Below are 19,641 nucleotides of genomic sequence, written 5' to 3'. Positions count from 1 at the left end.
TTTTTAAATCTAGATTGTAATTTTAAAACTTAACTATTTTTTTAATTTCTGTCCTTTTATTGGTTTTAATTTTAACTAAATACACTCCTGGAAGCAATGAGCTTAGATTGATGCCATCTCCTGTGAATGTGTCATTGTTATAAACAAGTATTCCTCCAATATTCCAAATAGAGACAGATTCTATCGTGTCTTCACTTTGAATTTTAAGGAAATCCGTAACAGGATTAGGATAAACAGCCGAATTGTTTATGGAATGATTATCAACTCCAAGTGTCGTATTGGCAGCCTCAATAACTGATATTGAAAACTTTTTTATATTCACAATTCCTCCAGTTACACTTCCAATGATGGTAGCAATGTTATTACTAGAATCCCCCTCGTAAACACCAGAAACAGCAGGTGCAGTAGAATAGTATTCCGTTATTGTAGGCTGACCAGCATAAGTAAATAAATTATCAATCTTAACGGTCTCAAAATTAGAATCACTTGTATTGATGATTAGAAGGGCTTCTTTTGTATTACTCTTGAACTTAAAACCATATAATGATTTTACAGAACCCGAAGTAAGAGTGTTATTTTCAAAATTTATTTCTTGAAATACAGTCATATCAGCAGAAGCTTTTGCTACTAATTTTGCTGCAATTCCAACAGGAGCTAATTTCATTGGAGAAAGTACTTTGACAACATTTTTATCAGAAATATAATGATAATCTAATTGTCCTACCTTGTCGCCACTATTCATAAAACTATGTACTAATGCAGCGTATCTAACCGCTGACGCCCATGTCTCATCTGCTATTTCTTTTACTTCACCATATTCGGTATACCATATTTTATAATTGTTAGGTACTAAATTATAATCTGGTAGTTTGTCTATTGGATATTGTATGCCTTCAGCAATGGCAACTTCAGCTGATGGATTGTCTGATATTACAGTTTGAACTCCATAATTAGTGTTTAAATAATGGTGTTGGGTAACGGCATAAATATTACTTTTTAATGAAGCATAATTTGGTTTGTTCAACTCATCAAATACAGTATTGTTCCAAACTTCTCTTGTTTGTGCATTTGATTCTAATTTAGTTGTACATATAGCAAATTTGATGTTTGGGTATTGTGCTTTTATGGCAGCAACTACGCTATTACATTGCTCTACATAGAATTTTGCCGTGAATACTGTGGCGTCTTTTTTAGAATTAGCTTGATAAGGTTGATTTGTTGCAGCATTCCATCCGCCATAATAAAAGCCATTGCTTTCAACAATTTCAAAAATACCCGATTCCTCATTTCCAAAATAAAACTCATTTCCAAGTTCCACTGCATAAGGCTCTTTTCCTTGCGCTACAAATTCAGCTATAGCGGCAAGCATATCATTTATTTTTAAGTTTAGTGTCGCTGTACTTTTAAGTGTTGCTTCGGTAGCATTTACATCTACTCCACTTGCAGGAGTAGGCCTTGCCATATTGACTACATATACAATTTTGGTTCTCGCAGGAAGTACGCTTACAAATCCCGGGATTTTTAGCACTTCGTTATTTGTCCCGTTTTTACCCGCATTTGGAATAAATTTTCCCGTTCTCCAATCCCAGTAATTGGCTTGAGTACCTCCCGGATAACGTACTACATCTGGATTCATCTCAGCAACTAAATTTTTGAATGAATTGTCCGTCCACCAAGTTCCGTTATCTGATCTACGGTTAAATCCAATATCTAAATTGGTTTTATCTTTTACAGTGGTATTTAGAGTCGTCAATTTTTGACTATTAATATTGTTTGTACAAAATAATAGTGCTGTGATTAATGTGAATGTAATTTTATTTATGGTGTACATAGTTTTTGGTTAAAGAAATAGTTTGTTATAGTATTAGTTTGTAGCTGTTTTTGCAAGCTTTACAAAAACAATTCTGTTGTATTTTATGTCTTGAGTTTAATATTGTTTCCTAATCAAATCCAAGAAATCATATTGGGAGAAAAATTTAGTGTAATTTTCTAGTAAATTATAGCTTATTTTTATTAACTTTATTAATCACCTGATAAGCAGGTGTTGGATTCATTTTTGCATCATAAATAGATTGAAAATAACCAGTATTTTTTTTATAACGTTCCCCAACATCCCAAAGATTGAGTGTTACTTGCCCGTTTTTACTTTTTGCGACTAATACATCTACTAGTTGTTGGTACACCCTTTTTTGAACTTGGCGTTCAGATTCCACATTCTTTTTGTGTTTGACCAAATAATCTAATTCGGTTACATGAAAAGCCAATTTATTTTGATGTGCCCAATCAATAAGATTGGCTAGTTTTTGCATCGTAGCCTCGGTATTATCAACAAAATCTTCTCGTTTGGCTCCCAATAACAAATGAGCTTGCCAACCGATACCATCCACACGAAAACCTTTGGAACGGATATACAAAATGGTTTCTTTGACTTTATCCCACATTTTATCTTCCATACCCACCTTCTGGTTGTATACTAATTGGATGTTAGTAGCATTCTTGGTAGCGATTTCAAAGGCTTTAATAATATACAACGGAAATCCATTTTCATCCAATCCCATTTTTAACCAAGGATTTTCCCATTGGTCTGTTCCTTTTTTAGGTCCAAACCAACTGCCATCTGCCAGAATAGTTTCATTGACCACGTCCATCCATTTTACAACTGGTTCGTTATTAAAATGCAAAGCAAAAGCGGTGGCAAATTCAGTTAAATTTGTTTCTAATTCTTTTGGGGTACGATGATCCTCTTTAGCCCATTTTGACGCTTGTGGACTTATGGGGCCATGAAGTCTCACTACTAGTTTATTTTTATTCGCAAATTGTATAAACTCATCAATTTGTTTCCAATTCCAAACATCGGGTTGTGGATGAACTCTAGATTGTTTAGCTGCGTTTGCAGGAGTGAGATATTTAAATTTTTTTAAATAAACCACTTCTTTTTGAGTACGCAATTCATCATAATTTAGAGTCGCTCCAATCAGTAAATTATTAGGTTCAATTGCGAATTTTTGATTCTTATCTGCCTTGAGGGATTTCTCGTTTACTACTCGTTGCTTAGTACTACATGAAAACAAAAAAAACGAACAAACAATAAGAAAATTACACGCTGTGCGAATTAGATTTTTACCACATAGAAACATAGATTTTTACGGTATTTAAAAAGAGTTGTAACGGTTTTAGTTTTCCCATAAATTGCTACGAAAAAAACAATATTTTATTCTATTTATTCTTTAATAGATTTTTCCCTATGACTCTATGTGGTTAAAAAATGCTTTTTGAAATAAATTCAAAAGTTTGATTTTGAATTATTCTTGCTTTTTAGCTGCTTTACGTTCCGCTCTTTTGGCTTCTTTTTTAGCTTCCATTTCAGCCTCTTTTTTAGGAGAAATATTCTCGCCACCTGATTTGTGGTTTGCTTTCATTTTAATTTGATAGTCTTTTTTCCATTTTGTCAGAAGTGCTAATAATTCTGCTTTTTTTTCTGGCATGGTCGCTGCTAAATCATGTTGTTCACCACTATCTTTTTTGATATTGTACAATTCAATCTTACCTGATTCAACAAATTCTAACAATTTATATTCACCTTTACGCACAGCTGATGTTTTGTCGTCACCTGTTTGAGTAGGTCTCGCTTTGTATGAATTCCAATAAACAACTCTATCGTTCCAGTTTTCTTTCTTTGTAATGATGTTTTTAAAGCTCTTTCCGTCAATTCCAGAGATTTCTTTGTTTAATGCTAAATCCGTCAAAGTTGGAAAAATATCCATTCCTAAAACAATTGACTCTTTATCAACAAAAGGTTTTGTATTAGGTACATGAACCATCAATGGAACGCGAAGTCCACCTTCATACAACCAACCTTTCCCTGCTCTTAAAGGGAAATTAGTGGTAGCCACTTCTCTCTTACCTCCTCTAGTTGAAAGTCCACCATGATCAGAAGTCAAAACAATGATGGTATTATCATAAAGTCCTTGATCTTTTAACGCTTTAATCAATTTACCCACATTTTCATCTACATTTTCAACCATACCAGCATACTTAGCATTATCTTGACGCATTTTAGTTTCGGCATGTCCTTCTTTTACATATTCAGGAGTTGAACCAAAATCAAAAGCATTGATTTCTTTTTGATTTCGAGCTTCATCTTCTTTTTTCGCTTCAATTGGCGTATGCACAGCATAGAATGCTAAAACACCCAGAAAGGGTTTGTCTTTTTTACTTTCTTTGATATAAGCAATGGTTCTTTTTGTCAATACATCAGATAAATAATCTCCTTCTTTTGCAAATTTCTCAACATCTTCAATAGGTGCTTTTTCACCTTTTGCTCCTGCTACTCGTTTGGTATTAAAAGGATAAAATTGTTGGTCAGTTGCACCTGCATCACCAGCAGCAAATGATTGGTCATATCCTATTCCTACAGGGCTACTTCCATCAGAACCTAAATGCCATTTTCCAACAAAAAAGGAACTGTACCCATTTGATTTGAAAGTTTTGATGAAGTTTTGTTCTGGATTTAATTTACTCAAATCCCCGTGGTCTTCATTCACAGGATAAGTTCCTGTCATCAATGCATAGCGAGAAGGCACACAACGAGGGTAACTACAATAGCCGTTTTCAAAACTAACTGAAGTTTTCGCAAGGGCATCCATATTGGGTGTTTGGTAAATCTTAGAACCGTTGCTGCTGATGTCGTGATACCCAAAATCATCTACCAGAATAAATAGAATGTTTGGTTTTTTTTGAGCTTCTATTTTTGTTGTAACCAATAAGGCACAACAAACAATTCCTACTATTTTAAAAATATTTTTCATAATACCATTTTTTTAATAAAAGGGAAGAAACAATATCAAAAGATTAAGATTCCTTCCCCCAAACAACTAACTAGTCTTCAAAGTCTTTTTTAGTAAAATTAGGTCCTGCTCCTGATTGGTTTTTATTTCCCATTCCTTTTTTAGCATTTCCAGCTTTCGCGTTGTCTCCTTTAGGCTTGCCTTCTCCGCCGCCTTCTTCTCCACCTTTGTAGGTAGATGGGTGTGCTTTATAAATATTTCTTTTATTGATTTCGTTTAATTTATTTTTTAAACGCTCTTGCAATTCCTTAGCTATAGCTGCATAACTCTTTTCTTTTGCATGATTTTTAGCCTCCAATGGATCAGAAACAAAATCATACAATTCTACCCCAACAATATTTGAAACGTCATACGGTTTTTCAGTATTGTAACCGTTTCCGTGCCATTCCGTATAACGGTATCTTTCGGTTCTTACGGAATACCCCATTTTATCTTTTTGACGTGGGTACTGGCTCAACGCAATTACAGGATTAATATCATTTTTAGGATTAGTATCTAACAATGTTACTAATGATTTTCCATCTGCCTGAGCTGACGGTTTCACATTTACTAAATCAAAAAGTGTCGGAAAAACATCGACTAATTCAACTGGAGTATTCACTTTTACATTTTTGGCAACACCTGGTCCAGAAAAGATAAATGGAATTCTAGTCGCTTGTTCAAAGTTAGAATGTTTGTTCCAAAGCGTATGGTCTCCTAAATGGTAACCATGATCTCCCCATAATACGATTACCGTATTATCTGTTAGTTTAAGTCGGTCTAATTCATCCAGCACTTTCCCTAATTGAGCATCTACATAAGACACACAAGCCATATACCCGTGAATCAATTCTCTTTGTTTGTCCTCAGGCACTCTTTTTCCAACATTCAAATTATCATCAATATCAGAAAAAGCTCTAAGTTCACCAAAAGAATGGTAAGCATAAGCAGGAGTACCATCAATTAAATCTTGATTAGGTGCTAATTTAATATCGGCTCTTTTGTATAAATCCCAATATTTCTTTGGAGCTACAAAAGGTAAATGTGGTTTTTGAAATCCAAGACCTAAAAAGAAAGGTTTGTTTCCTTTGGCAAGCATTTTTAATTTCTTAAGTGCTTCCTGAGTATAAATACCATCTTGGTAAGCTTCGTCAGACACATCAGCTGATTCTGTACTTGGTTTTAATCTTTTGAAGGCGTAATTTCTTTGTGCCATAGATTTTTTCATTCCTTTTTCCTCAGCCTCTTTCATCAACTTCACCATTTCATCTTTGGTCTGCTGACTTTGGTAGTAACCAAAAGCAGGTTCTCCATATTTAGGATCAAAGTTTTCAGGTTGAATGTGTGGAATGCTCCAACTTTTTCCATCATGACCTTCAGCCGTAGAACCTTTATGGTATATTTTACCAATGGCTGTCGTTTCATATCCCTGTGTAATCAAATACTCAGGCATCGAAATTAACTCAGGTGCTGCTTCTCTAAAATCAGTATGTAAATCCCAAACTTTAGTACGATCAGGGTAAGTTCCAGTCATCACACTTGCTCTTGATGGCCCACAAACGGCTTGTTGAACCTCGGCATTTTGAAATATCACACCACTCTTCGCTAATCGGTCAAAATTAGGAGTAATCATTTGTGATTGGCCATACGCATTTAAAAGTGGTTTTAAATCATCAACTGCTATGAATAATATATTCTTTTTATTGGATTGTTGAGCTTGGCTTAATTGAAAACCTAAGCACAATAGCAGTAAAAGGGTGGCTGATTTTTTCATTTTATTTTTTTCTGTTTATTATCGAATTAACATCTTCATCATCTCCATGTCTTTCAATGATTGTGCCGAAATCTTTATCTGTGATTTCTTTGAACTGAGCAATGGTTTTATAATCGCCATTCTTTAGCATCAACTCTTTGAGTTTCGCTTTTAACTGAACAATATCTTTTTTGTAAGCTGGATTGTTTATCACATTATTCATTTGCTGTGGGTCTTTTTCTAAATCATATAATTCCCAAACATCCATTGAATAATAAAAATGAGCCAATGTAAATTTTTGTGTACGAATACCGTAATGAGGTTGTACATGGTGCCAAAATGGGAATTCATAATAGTGATAATACATCGCTTGATCCCAGCTTTTTGGTGTGTTTCCTTCTAGAATTTTCTTAAAACTTTTTCCTTGTACTTTTTCTTTGGTTTTAACCCCTGCTACATCTAAGAAAGTAGGCGCAAAATCCACATTTGAAATGATATCTGTATTTACTGAACCTGGTTTAATCAATTTTGGGTAACGCACTAAGAAAGGCATTCTCAATGACTCTTCATAGATAAAACGTTTGTCAAAAAATCCGTGATCTCCCAGATAGAAACCTTGATCAGATGTCAAAACAACCATGGTATTTTCAGTCAAATTATTATCATCTAGGTATTTTAATACTTTTCCAATGTTATCATCGACCGATTTTACACAGGCTAAATAATCTTTGATGTAAATTTGGTATCTCCATTTACGACCTTCTTCTTTAGTCATTCCTTCTGGCTGTACAATTTCGTCATTTTTAGCACCATAAAATTCCCAAGCTAACTTATCTTTCCCTTTCAACTCAGCAGGAGCAACCAGTTTCATATCTCTTCTTGACAAATGTTCCAATGTCATTTCAGTATCACCAGCGGTTTTTTCACGTCCTTTGTAGTCATCATTAAAAGTGGCTGGATAAGGCATTTCGATATCATCCCAAAGTTTTTCATATTTGGTATCCGGCTCCCATGGTCTGTGTGGGGCTTTGTATTGCAAAAGCATCAAAAACGGTTTTGTTTTATCGCGTTCTTTAGAAAGCCAGTCTAAAGCAAATCCTGTTGTAATGTTTGTAGCATATCCCTTTTCTTTCACATCAACCCCATTTTCATTGTAAACAGGATCCCAATAATGACCTTGTTGTCCTGCTGAGGAATGAAACTTGAACACGTCAAAACCTACTGGATTTGTCCCTAAATGCCATTTACCAAACAAACTTGTTTGATAGTTGTTGTTTTTAAATTCTTGAGGAAACGTCCATTGTTCAGCGTTGAACTGTCCGCCGTATTCGTTTTTGTAATAGCCATTTTGGTTGCTGTATTTCCCTGTCAAGATTGCAGCTCTACTAGGACCACAAATGGCATTGGTACACAATACATCTTCAAAACGCATTCCTTCATTGGCTAATCTATCAATATTAGGGGTAGGTGCAATATCTTTATAAATTCCACCATAAGCGCTAATGGCTTGAATGGTCAAATCATCGGCCATAATATAAATTATATTAGGCTTTTGTGCTGTGTTTTGACTGATTACTTTTGTTTTACAAGACACCAACATTAGTGTACATGCGAATGCTATGGTTGCTTTTCTTAACATCTTAATTGCTTTTTTCTAATACTATTTTATTACCTACATTGATTGAAGTTTTCTTCAATTTCTTATCTTCAGATGAATTTCCAGTCATGATTGTAAAGGTTCCTTCTTCAACAACAAAATTATAGTCCACATCATACATCGCTAAACTTTCAGCAGTAATCTCTAAGCTAACTGTTTTGGATTCTCCTGCTTTAAGCGCCACTCTTTTGTATCCTTTTAATTCTTTGACAGGTCTAGTGAACGAACTTACATCGTCTCTGATGTATAATTGAACCACTTCTTCACCGTCTCTATCTCCAGTATTTTTAACCTCAACTGAAACCGTTATTTTATCCTCTTTTCCTGAAAATTCTTTTTTAGACAATTTAGGCTCCGAAAAACTAAAAGTCGTATAACTTAATCCGTATCCAAAAGGGTGTAAAGGCACTTTTGGCTCTGAATTGTATTTGTGAATATACGAAGTTGGTTTGTAATTGTAAACCATTTGCAATTGTCCTACACTGCGTGGAATGGTTAATGGTAATTTCCCACTTGGGTTTAATTTTCCAAACAAGATTTCAGCAGTTGCTTGACCTGCAAATGCACCTGTTTCCCATGTGTTTAAAACTGCCGCAGCACGTTGTTCTAATTCTGGTTCTGCAATTGGGCTTCCGCTTACATACACTACAATTACTGGTTTCCCTAAATCTAAAATTTTGTTGGCCAATTTCATTTGGTTTCCTGATAATTTTAAAGTCGCACGGTCAATATTTTCCCCCGTTGTTTTGCGGCTCCAATCGTGACGGAAAGAATTTTCCCCTAATACTAAGATAGTCATATCTGCCGTTGCAGCTTTTGATGCAGCGATATTTATTTTCTCATCTGTAATTTCTTTTGAACGGTCACCTGAATCATAATAATTTACTTTATAGCCATTTTCAGTACCTATTTTAGTAATTCCTTCCAGCATGGTAATCACATTCTCCTCTGGTTGTGGAGAAACCCAGTCTCCTAAGGTTGTTTGATTATCAGCATTAGGTCCTGTGATGAAAATAGTTTTTCCGTTACCATTAGCCAGTGGCAAAATGTTCTTTGGATTCGTTTGCAAAACAATTCCTTTTCTTGCTTGCTCTAACGCGTTATTTTGGTGAGATTGAGCAAAGTTTACCGTTTTTGCTTTTTTAACATCTACATAAGGATTTTCAAATAATCCCAATTTGAATTTAGCTTCCAAAATTTTTCTACAAGCAAAATCTACTCTTGAAATATCAATTTTACCTTCTTGAACCAATTCGATTACATATTTATCAAATAGAGGTCCGTGCATATTCATATCCATTCCTGCATTTACTGAAAACTGTACCGCTTCTTTGAAATCTTTCGCCACATGATGCCAAATGGCAATACGCGATATGTCATTCCAATCACTCACATAAAATCCTTTGAAATTCCAGCGATTACGCATTAAATCAGTCATCATAGACTTGTCCATGTGTCCTGGTACTCCTGCTACTTCATTGTGTGCTGCCATGATTGAAAAAATATTAGCTTCTTTTACCGCTCTTCTGTAAGGCGGTAAGAAAATCTCATAGATGGTTCTTTTAGACACATCAGTAGGCGAAGCGTTTAATCCGTTGATGGAAGAACTTCCTGCAATAAGGTGTTTAGCACAAGCAACAACGCTGTTTTTCCCTGTAAAATCATCAGATTGTAATCCTGTAATAGTAGCCACTCCCATGTTCCCCACTAAGTAAGGATCCTCACCATAGGTTTCACCCGTACGTCCCCATCTTGGGTCACGTAACACATCAATATTAGGCGTAAATGACCAATGCATTCCATTAGCTCTCATCTCTAAAGCCGTTTGTTTACTTCCTTCTTTTACCAAAGCATCATCAAATGTGGCCGCTTGTGAAATAGGCGAAGGATAAATCGTAGAACCGCTCACTAATCCATTACCATGAATGGCGTCAATTCCTATTAACAATGGAATTTTCAATGGTGCTTGTTGGGCTAATTTTTGCAATTCATTAGCTTCCTCAGGAGTGACTACGTGCAAAAACGAACCTATTTTCCCTTCAGTTGTCAAACGCGCAATATCCTTGGTTCTTAATCCTGGATAAAAACCCAAAGCATCATTTTTCTCTAATTCCTCTGGAGAAAGTTCAGACTCAGCATGTTTCATGTGCTCTAACCCTACATACTGACACATCTGATAGACTTTTTGTTCCAATGTCATTCGGCTCATCAAGTCATTTATTCTTTCTTCAACAGGAAGCTTTGCATTCAAATAAGGAGGTTTTACAGCATCCGAATTTATTTTCGTGAAGGAAAAAAATGAGCATAGGAGTACTGGCAAGGCTAGTTTCAAGCCTAAATTTCTATTAGTATTCATAAAAAGATTTTTATTTAATCGTTTATCAAATTATTGGTAGATATCTCTGTCAATGGAATTGGAATTTTCAATTGCGTTTCAACATTCGTAAATATTAAATCAGTAGTACTTCCAAAAAACACTGTTGCATTATTATGGTGCGTGATTTGTTCTTGAAAACGACCTAAACCTCGTCTTCTCATATCAAACCATTCATGTCCTTCCCCATTCAATTCATATTCACGCTCTTTCATGATTCTCTCACGGAATGCTTCTTTCGTGGGAACACTTACTGAAGTCCAATCAGCAGGTTGCACTTTAACCCCTGAAGTGGTGGTTCTTGCTCTTAATAAAACTCTATTTACATAAGTATAAGCAGCAGTTGGTCCTGTCAACTCATTTTCAACCTCAGCTCTTAGTAACAACACATCAGCATAACGAAGTAAAATTAAGTTTCTAAAAGTGGTAGTTCCATCATAAGTCAAATCACCATATTTATTTATAGCTGGATAAGAGAAATTTCCTGATTTTTGACGTGGAAAAAGATTTTGCGTTGAACCGTCAGATGTTTTAACATAAGAATTATACACATAAGTAGCATTAATTCTTGGGTCAGCAACAGCATTGTCTAAGTTAATCAAAGCAGCATTATTTCCTGATGGAATAAATACAGCGGGTGCATACACCTTTCCTGAATATTGGATGATATGGTCACTAAACATTTCTTTGTTAGGAAGAATACGTCCAAAAGTTGTAATTCCTTTAGGAACACTCGCATGATCGCTAAGCACAATATCTCTCACAATATCATTAGTTCTTTCTGCTCCTGTATGTCCGTATTGCAATTCAAAGATAGATTCTGAGCTGTTTCTTGCTCCTTCTTTAAACAAATCAGCATAAGTTGTTGCCAGTGTATAACCTCCATTGTTGATTACAAAATCCAATTCGGTTTTTGCTTCTTCCCAAAAGTTAGTGATTGTAGCCGCTGTGATTTCGGCTTCAGTAACTGGATTAAAATTGGCTACTTTAATCGTAGCGCTATTTTCACCAGCCAACGTAACATATACCTTTGCCAAATATGCATTAGCGGCATATTTCAATGGTCGGCCTCCAATGTATTGACCTCTGTCAGGTAATAAGTTAGCTGCTTTTTTCAAGTCACTAATTACTTGATTGTATAATTCTTCTTTTGAACTTTTAGCAACATGAATATTGTCTTTTGTAGAAGGCACTAATTTTATAGGTGCTTCTTCAAACATTCGAACCAAATCAAAATAAACGACTGCTCTTAAAAAATAAGCCTGTCCCAAACTTGTTGCTTCATTTGATAATCCGCTACCTTCAACATTCGCTATCACAATATTAGTTTGATTGATTGTTTGGTACATCCCTAACCACAAAGTACCTAGATTAAGATTGTTATTGGTCACATTTAATTGATTCGCATCAGAATTTGCGCCTTGTTTTGAAAAGTATTTTCCAGAATGAGGCCATAATAGCAAACGTAATCTCCCCCCATAATAGTCGTATCCTTGCAATTGATAATACATTCCGTTTACCGCAGTTTCAGTTCCTTCAGCTGTTGAGAACACTTGCTCTTCAGAATATTGATTTTCTGGAGTGTCTGTTAGTAGATCATTACAACTACTGAAGGGTAGTGTTATAATGAACAAGGCTACTAATTTTATAATTTTATTTGTATTTTTCATTGTGTGAGTTTTTTAGAAAGTTACATTTAAACCAAAAGTGAATGTTCTTTGATTTGGGAAAGAACCCCAATCAATACCAGTCCTCGTAGGGTCAAAAGAAAAACTATTTACCTCTGGATCAAATCCAGAATATTTCGTTAGCAACCATAAATTTTGTCCTGAAAAAGTTAGTTTTAAACTATCAATAAACCCAAAATCTTTTACAGGCACATTATATCCTAAGGTAACATAACTCAATCTTAAGAAGCTTCCGTCCTCCACTTGGCGGTCATTAAAATCAGTTGTATAATTGTAGTTTCCGTAACCGCCTACACCAACATTAGGGTAAGCACCATTTGGATTGGTTACTGGATTAAAAGCATCTTTATAAGCAGTAACAAGCACATTATTTGTCGAGTTATTAGCATACCCTAATTCTAGGATATTTCCATTTGCAATTTGGTTTCCATAAACCCCATTAAACATCGCACTGATTGAAAAATTCTTGTATTCAAATGAAGTACCAAAACCATAAGTAAATTCAGGATTAGGATTTCCAATAATAGTTTTATCCTTATCATCAATATTTCCATCACCATTTTGATCCACAAAATAAACATCTCCTACTCTTAAAGCTCTACCTCCGTATTGCAATGGATTTCCTGAAGGTGTAGCGGTTAATTGCTCATTTGTTCTAATAATCCCTTGGGTTTGGTATCCGTAGAACAAACCTACTTGTTCGCCTTCGATGAAAATATTAGCAGGCTGCTTGAAGTAAGTCCCTCCAGAGATTTGCGCTCCTGTAAAAGCAACAACTCTTCCTAAGTTTCCAAATTCAGCTGGAAGTGTTCCTAAGGTTCCAATTTTGTTTCTATTCACTGAAATATTTCCAAAAACAGACCAATTAAAGTTTTTGTTTTTAATAATATCTGCATTCAAAGAAAGTTCCACCCCTCTATTATCAATATTTCCCTTATTAGTAGTTAAAAGGTCAAATCCTGATGAATCTGGAATATCTGCATTCAATAAAAGATCAGCACTTGTTTTGTAGTAAGCATCAAAAGTTCCTGTTAAACGATCCTTGAAAAAACCAAAATCAATTCCCGCATTGTATTGTATGGCTGTTTCCCATTGCAGTGCAGTGTTGCTTAAATTAGGCGGTACAACAGCCACTAAATTTCCCCCATTAGCATCAGCTAGTGCTGAATTAGGTCTTGACAAAAGGCTTAACGTCCTGTACGAATTGATGTTTTGATTTCCTACCTGTCCGTATCCTAAACGAACTTTTAAGTTAGAAAGCGTTTCATTTCCTTTTAAGAAAGATTCCTCACTTACTTTCCAAGCAAAGGAAACAGCTGGGAAATAGCCCCATTTTTGACCTTCAGCAAATTTTGTACTACCATCCGCTCTGAATGTTCCAGTAAATAAATATTTGTTATAAAGTGTGTAATTCAAACGTCCAATAAAGGAAGCTAAATTTGGGAACTCACTGTCAACAATAAGAGGCGTATTAATTCCTGCAAATGAAATACCATCAGCTCTTAGTGATTTGTCAGCAAAATTTGACCCTGAATATTGTGTGGTTCTTACACTCGTTTTATCAATGATAAATCCAGCGGTAGCATCAATTTTATTATTCTTATTAAAATTCTTTTTGTACATCAAGGTATTATCTACATTATATCTAAAACGATCCAACGTAGAAACACCTGCTAAACCATTTGCATTTCGTCCTTTTAACAAAGCGGTTCCATACCAAAAGCTTCTGTCTTTAGATCTGTAATCACTACCAAAACGCAATCTATAACTAAACGCTTTTGATATTTTATAATCTAATGTTAAGGCTCCTAATATTCGAATGTCTTTTGCATTATCATCATAATCAGCTGTCCAGGCACGAGGTCCATCAAGGAAGTCACTCACATCGCCTTGGTTTTGATTATTGTCTGCTAGATTTAAAATAGGTGCCGCCTGTAATACTTGGCGTACCATACTACTATTTGTAGAACCATTTTCATCAGCTCCTTTAGATGAGTTTAATTGCGTATAATTAGCCGAGAATTTCGCGCCTAATTTTAACCTATCTGATAAATCTTGATTTAGGTTTAAGTTAAAATCTGTGGCTTTAGCTAAGGCATTCGGGAAAGTTCCTTGATTAGATGTAAATCCTCCAGAGATGTAGTAATTTCCTTTATCACCACCCCCAGATGCCGATAATCTGTTTTTCTTCACAATCGATGTTCTATAAGTATCATCTGCCCAGTTTACACCGTTAATTAATTCAGTTGTTCCAGCGTTATACACTTTACCATCAATAATATCGTAAGGTTTTGCTTGACCTAAAGCCAATTTCATATTGTTTTGATAATCCGCATAATCTCTCGTATTCAAAACTTCAATGTTGCGTACCACATTCCCTATTCCTAAAGAGGTAGTGAAATTGAATTTAGCATTTCCTTTTTTACCTTTTTTAGTCGTTACGATAACCACACCATTTGCAGCCCTAGAACCATAAATAGCCGTTGCCGATGCATCTTTTAATATTTCTACACTTTCAATATCGGCTGGATTTACTCCCGGAATTCCTCCTCCCTGTGGAGATGTAAAACCAGTTAAAGGATTTCCTGTATCTTCAGTAGCTGAACTAACAATAATTCCATCAATAACATACAAAGGTTCAGAGTTTCCTGTTAAACTACTCACCCCTCTAATTTTGATAGAATTAGGTGCTCCTGGTTCTGAGCCATTAGCTGTAACTTGTACCCCAGCAGCTCTACCTTTAATAATGTCCTCAATACTCTTTGAATTTTGAGAAATATCATCTGTAGTTTTAACTGTAGTAACAGCGCCTGTTAAATCTCCTTTTTTTACAGAGCCATAACCAATGACAACAATTTCGTCTAATTGGTTTTTACTTTCTTTTAATTCAACTTGAATTTCAGTTTGATTATATACATTTATTTCTTTAGTATTATAACCTATATAACTGATGGAAATTGTAGATGGTGTTTTATCTATCGAGATGGAAAAAACACCATCAAGATTAGTTGTAGTACCTTTTGTAGTACCTTTCAATAAAATTGTAGCACCTGGAAGAGGCATTTTGTTCTCATCCAAAACGGTACCTCTTAATGTTTTTTGTGCGAACATTAAAGTTGGCAACAGAAATAAAATTAGCAGTAATTTGGTTTGGTTCATAATTGGTGTTAATTAAGTTTATGCTAAATTCGTTATTTGCTCTCGCTCAGGGGTTGCAAAAAACATCATAAAAGGTTTGATAATCGTCAAACCCTATGATATTTCACAAAAAAACCAGTAATTAAATGAACGAAATTAAATTTTTGCTGTTCTAAATGAAGTAATTACAATAGGATGGCTTGAAAAACGGTTATTCTTTCTTCAAGCTGTCTAGAAAAGCGCTTGGGGTGGTGTCGTAGAATTTTTTGAAAGAGGTACTAAAGTATTTTGGATTAGAAAATCCCGAACGATAGGCTACTTCTTTGATGCTAAGTTCCCCTTCGATAAGGAGTTTCTTGGCATATTTTAACTTGGTGTGAATAATAAAATCTTGTGGAGACAAATCCACTAAATTTTTAAGTTTCATATAAAGTGAAGTTCTACTCATGCTGAAACTTCCTGACAAATCATGAACAGAAAACAATTCGTTTTCGATATTCTCTAGCACTTTTTCTTCTAAGCTTTTTAAAAACTCTTGATCATTTTTATTTCTAAACAAAGAAGCAGTATCTGTTTCAGTGTCGTGTATGTATTTATCTCTCAATTTTTTTTGCCATTTTAAAATATTAATCATCTTAGCCAATAAAAACTGTGTATCAATAGGTTTTTCAATATATTCTGAAATTCCAGTCTCAATACTTTCTAGTTTTTGTTCTGAATTTTGCAACACAGTAAGCATAATCACTGGAATGTGATTGAGATTGATATCGTCTTTTAATTCACGTGCCATTTGCATACCATCCATTTCAGGCATAATAAGGTCTGTTAGAATCAAATCAGGGAAAATTTGCGAGGCTTTTTCTAATCCTTCTTTTCCGTTTTGGGCCTCATAAATCTGAAAATAAACGCCTAAAGTATTTACAAGTACCGTTCTTAGTTCGTCGTTGTCTTCGACAATTAGGATTTTACTATCACTAAACTCATCAATTTCTAATTGCTCGTTGACCACATCAATGTTGAGTGTGTTTTGGAGAGAAGACATTTTCTTATTGTATTCTTGCTCTTGGTTTTTCAGCAAGACACTAAAAGTAGTTCCTTTGTTTTCTTCGCTAACAAAACTAATGGAGCCTCCTGTTTTTTCTAATAATTTTTTAGTCATCATCAATCCTAAACCTGTTCCAGGGCTTTGGCTATTGACTACATTTCGAGCTCTATAATAGCGTTTCAGAATGAATTTTTGCTGGTCGTTTGGAATCCCAATCCCATCATCTGAAATTTCGATTTTTAATTCTTTGCTTTCTGATTGTTTAATATTGATGACAATCTTTCCACCTTTAAGAGAGTACTTTATGGCATTTGAAATTAAGTTTAAAAGAATTTTATCAAAAATATCTTTGTCAAAATAATACGGTAAATCACCCCATTGATTGTTTACAATAATTTCAATGTTTTTTTCTTCGGTTAATGGTGCAAAATTATTAACCCTCTTAAGAATATGTCTTTCGACCTCTATTTTAGAAACATCTAGTGCTAGATTATCCGTTGAAGTTACTTTTTGAAAATTAAGCATTTGTTCAAAAAGGGAATTGATTCTTTTTACTGTGGTTTTGATTCTTTTTTTAGACTCCTCGCCAGAATCATTTCCTTCGGTCACATTATCCAATGATGCAATCAAGATGGTTAATGGTGTTTTGATTTCGTGGGTAATATTATTGAAGAAATCAATTTGTTCATCAGCATTTTTGTTTTTAATGATGACACTGGTAAAATGAATAATCGCAATAATAATCCCTATTAATAAAAAGAAATAAAATACATAAGCAAGGCTAGTGGCCCACCAAGGAGAAAGAATTTCAATACTTAACACACGCTCTTCTCCGGGAATGGAATATTTGTTATACGCTTTGACTCTAAAAGTATATTGACCCGGACTTAAATTAGTATAAGTCGCTATGGTTTGTAAATTAGGTGTTGACCATTCTTTGTCAAAACCTTCTAATTTCCAGGAATATTTAACCTTTGAAGCGGAGCTATGTGAAATTCCAGTAAATCGTATTTCAATGGAGTTTTCATTGTGCTTTAAAGTAATCGATTTTGTCTCATTGATGTGTTTCAATAATGGTTTGTCCCCTGGATTGATGACTTTATTCGAAAGTTTAAATAGCTCAAATTCAACCTTAGGCTTGTAATTTTGAGTTTTTATCGCATTCGGATTAAACAAGGTAACCCCGTCAACTCCACCAAATGCAAATACACTATCACTGATTTTTTTATAACTTCCATAATTATATTCCGTGCTTGACAATCCATCTTTTTTATCAAAAATATTAATGATGGTGTCCTTTGGAGTTGTCAAAATATGCGCTAGACCTTTGGTCGTACTCACCCAAAAATTAGCATCATTGACAGGAATAATCCCTTGAACAATATCCGAAGGCATTCCAGAGGCAATGGTTAATTTTTTTATTTGCTTGTTTTTAGGATTATAAAAAACCAATCCATCACCGTTACTTGCTATTACTAACCTCTCGTCCTTAGTTTCATAAACCGAATTAATTGTCGAATAAGCTAAAATCTCTTTGTTAGGCTTTAACGGGTCAATTAGCTTAACCTCTTTGGTTGAAGGATTAATGGTGTAAATTCCGTTTTTACCAGCTGCTAAAATATGACCATCACGGGTTTCAATAATCGACCTAACAGTTTGAATTGGGTATGAGCTTATTTGATTTTGAGGACTAATTGCCGTTACATTTCCATCAATTCCACCTACCCAAATATTCCCTTTTGAGTCTTTAAAAATGGTATAAACTCTCGTATGAACTTTGTCATAGTGTTCCACTTTTAAGCTATTGATATTTATTTTGAACAAACCACTATTATAGGTTCCAACCCACATAAATTCACCATCAGCTTGAAAGGCAAGAACAACATCTTGAGTCCCTTCAATTTTATGGGATAAATTATTCAAATGTTGCCAACTATTGTTTTTCTTGTTCAGAATGCTAATCCCCTTAGTTGTTCCAAACCATAGATTTCCATTTTGGTCTTTGGAAATGGATCTTGTAAAATTAGAAACAATACTGTTGCTAGAATTAATTCGATGTTGGATTTTTTGAAAAGGCAATTTATTAGAATCCATATAGTTGATACCACCACCGTAAGTAGCTATCCACAAAATATTTTCTTTACCTAACTCAATGTCATAAATCCCATTGCTTGCTAAGGAATTTTCATTATTAACATCTTCTCTATAATGACTGATTATTTTAAATGAGTCATCTACTTTGTACAATCCATCGCCATCCGTCGCAATGTAAATTGTATGCGCGGAAGTTTTAAGAATATCTTTTATGGGACCGTTATTATTTGTTTTGAAATTAATTAATTGGAATTGATTCAAACTAAGATTCCCTTTGAAAATTTTTCCTGTTTTTGTACCAATTACAAATGAATTATTAATAAAAGCGATAGTAGTGATATTGCTAGGCAAGGAATTAAGTGCTATTTTTTGCAATTGTTTTTTATGAGGGAGGTACGAAAACAAACCTTCACTAGTGCCAAAAATGAGTTTTTCCTTGTAGCTGTACAACGCATCGATGTTCGACATTTTAACAACTAATTCTATTGTATCTGCTTTGGCATTGTATTTCCAAAGTCCGTTTACTGCTCCAATCCAAATTATTCCTTCATTATCTTCGGTGATGCATTTGACTGAGGAGGGATTCGTTTTAGAATTTGATTTTACAATTTTAAAAACATCCAAATCTTTATCATACTTGCAAACGTCATTTTCCAGACCAATCCAAATTTGTTGTTTCGAGTCAATAAATAATTGAGTGATACGATTGTTTAGTTTTTCAGGAAGTCCGTCGTAATTATTATACGTTTTGTAGAATCTAGAATTGTTTTTCAACACCCCTTCCTCAGAGGCAATCCAAAGATTTCCATTTTTGTCCTGCTTGACTGCGTAAGTGATACTTTGGATAGGAATATTTTCGCCTATTAATTGCTGAAATTCTATATTGCTTTGCGCAAACAAAAATTGACAAAAGACAAAACTAAGAATTGATAAAATATGATATTTAATATTCAACATAATGTTATTAGTATGATTTGGGGATCTGCTGATAACTAATTTCATTGAAACATTTCTAATTGATAAATCAAAATTTGCCCCTTTCGAGTTATCATATAAAAGTTATCGT

At 34.5% G+C, this 19,641-nt stretch carries 9 protein-coding genes; all 9 read right to left on the bottom strand.

Features of this window, described 5'->3' with window-relative positions; all coding sequences use genetic code 11:
• Positions 1-22: 22 nt before the first annotated feature.
• Entirely contained in the window at positions 23-1,831 is a 1,809-nt protein-coding gene (locus SLW70_RS02185) for a T9SS type A sorting domain-containing protein (RefSeq protein WP_320890302.1), read from the bottom strand.
• A gap of 166 nt (positions 1,832-1,997) precedes the next feature.
• The gene (locus SLW70_RS02180) at positions 1,998-3,071 is read right to left on the bottom strand and encodes an endo-1,4-beta-xylanase (protein ID WP_320890300.1); all 1,074 of its coding nucleotides are present in this window, start codon (positions 3,069-3,071) and stop codon (positions 1,998-2,000) included.
• 231 nt (positions 3,072-3,302) lie between these two features.
• Positions 3,303-4,808 (bottom strand): sulfatase, encoded by a 1,506-nt coding sequence (locus SLW70_RS02175; protein WP_320890298.1) that lies wholly within the window; start codon positions 4,806-4,808, stop codon positions 3,303-3,305.
• A 70-nt stretch (positions 4,809-4,878) separates the two neighbouring features.
• Positions 4,879-6,600 (bottom strand): sulfatase, encoded by a 1,722-nt coding sequence (locus SLW70_RS02170; protein ID WP_320890296.1) that lies wholly within the window; start codon positions 6,598-6,600, stop codon positions 4,879-4,881.
• Position 6,601: 1 nt separating this feature from the next.
• Positions 6,602-8,218: a sulfatase gene (locus tag SLW70_RS02165; RefSeq protein ID WP_320890295.1), complete on the bottom strand. Its 1,617-nt coding sequence runs from the start codon at positions 8,216-8,218 to the stop codon at positions 6,602-6,604.
• A 1-nt stretch (position 8,219) separates the two neighbouring features.
• Positions 8,220-10,592: a glycoside hydrolase family 3 N-terminal domain-containing protein gene (locus SLW70_RS02160; protein ID WP_320890294.1), complete on the bottom strand. Its 2,373-nt coding sequence runs from the start codon at positions 10,590-10,592 to the stop codon at positions 8,220-8,222.
• A gap of 14 nt (positions 10,593-10,606) precedes the next feature.
• A complete protein-coding gene (locus tag SLW70_RS02155) occupies positions 10,607-12,280 on the bottom strand; it encodes a RagB/SusD family nutrient uptake outer membrane protein (RefSeq protein ID WP_320890293.1) in 1,674 nt (557 codons plus the stop codon).
• 12 nt (positions 12,281-12,292) lie between these two features.
• Complete coding sequence (locus SLW70_RS02150; protein ID WP_320890292.1) at positions 12,293-15,457, bottom strand: TonB-dependent receptor; 3,165 nt, start codon at positions 15,455-15,457, stop codon at positions 12,293-12,295.
• Positions 15,458-15,647: 190 nt separating this feature from the next.
• On the bottom strand, positions 15,648-19,577 hold the full coding sequence (locus SLW70_RS02145; protein WP_320890291.1) for a two-component regulator propeller domain-containing protein: 3,930 nt from the start codon (positions 19,575-19,577) through the stop codon (positions 15,648-15,650).
• Between the last annotated feature and the right edge of the window lie 64 nt (positions 19,578-19,641).

It is taken from the genome of Flavobacterium sp. NG2, from assembly GCF_034119845.1.
Taxonomy (GTDB): domain Bacteria; phylum Bacteroidota; class Bacteroidia; order Flavobacteriales; family Flavobacteriaceae; genus Flavobacterium.
The sequence above is the reverse complement of the archived record's forward strand: the minus strand, read 5'-3'. Positions and strand labels throughout refer to the sequence as shown.

Excerpts from the sequence above, each read along its gene's own strand:
- SLW70_RS02185 (WP_320890302.1), bottom strand. The coding sequence starts at position 1,831 with ATGTACACCATAAATAAAATTACATTCACATTAATCACAGCACTATTA.
- SLW70_RS02175 (WP_320890298.1), bottom strand. The coding sequence starts at position 4,808 with ATGAAAAATATTTTTAAAATAGTAGGAATTGTTTGTTGTGCCTTATTG.
- SLW70_RS02170 (WP_320890296.1), bottom strand. The coding sequence starts at position 6,600 with ATGAAAAAATCAGCCACCCTTTTACTGCTATTGTGCTTAGGTTTTCAA.
- SLW70_RS02165 (WP_320890295.1), bottom strand. The coding sequence starts at position 8,218 with ATGTTAAGAAAAGCAACCATAGCATTCGCATGTACACTAATGTTGGTG.
- SLW70_RS02160 (WP_320890294.1), bottom strand. The coding sequence starts at position 10,592 with ATGAATACTAATAGAAATTTAGGCTTGAAACTAGCCTTGCCAGTACTC.
- SLW70_RS02155 (WP_320890293.1), bottom strand. The coding sequence starts at position 12,280 with ATGAAAAATACAAATAAAATTATAAAATTAGTAGCCTTGTTCATTATA.
- SLW70_RS02150 (WP_320890292.1), bottom strand. The coding sequence starts at position 15,457 with ATGAACCAAACCAAATTACTGCTAATTTTATTTCTGTTGCCAACTTTA.
- SLW70_RS02145 (WP_320890291.1), bottom strand. The coding sequence starts at position 19,577 with ATGAAATTAGTTATCAGCAGATCCCCAAATCATACTAATAACATTATG.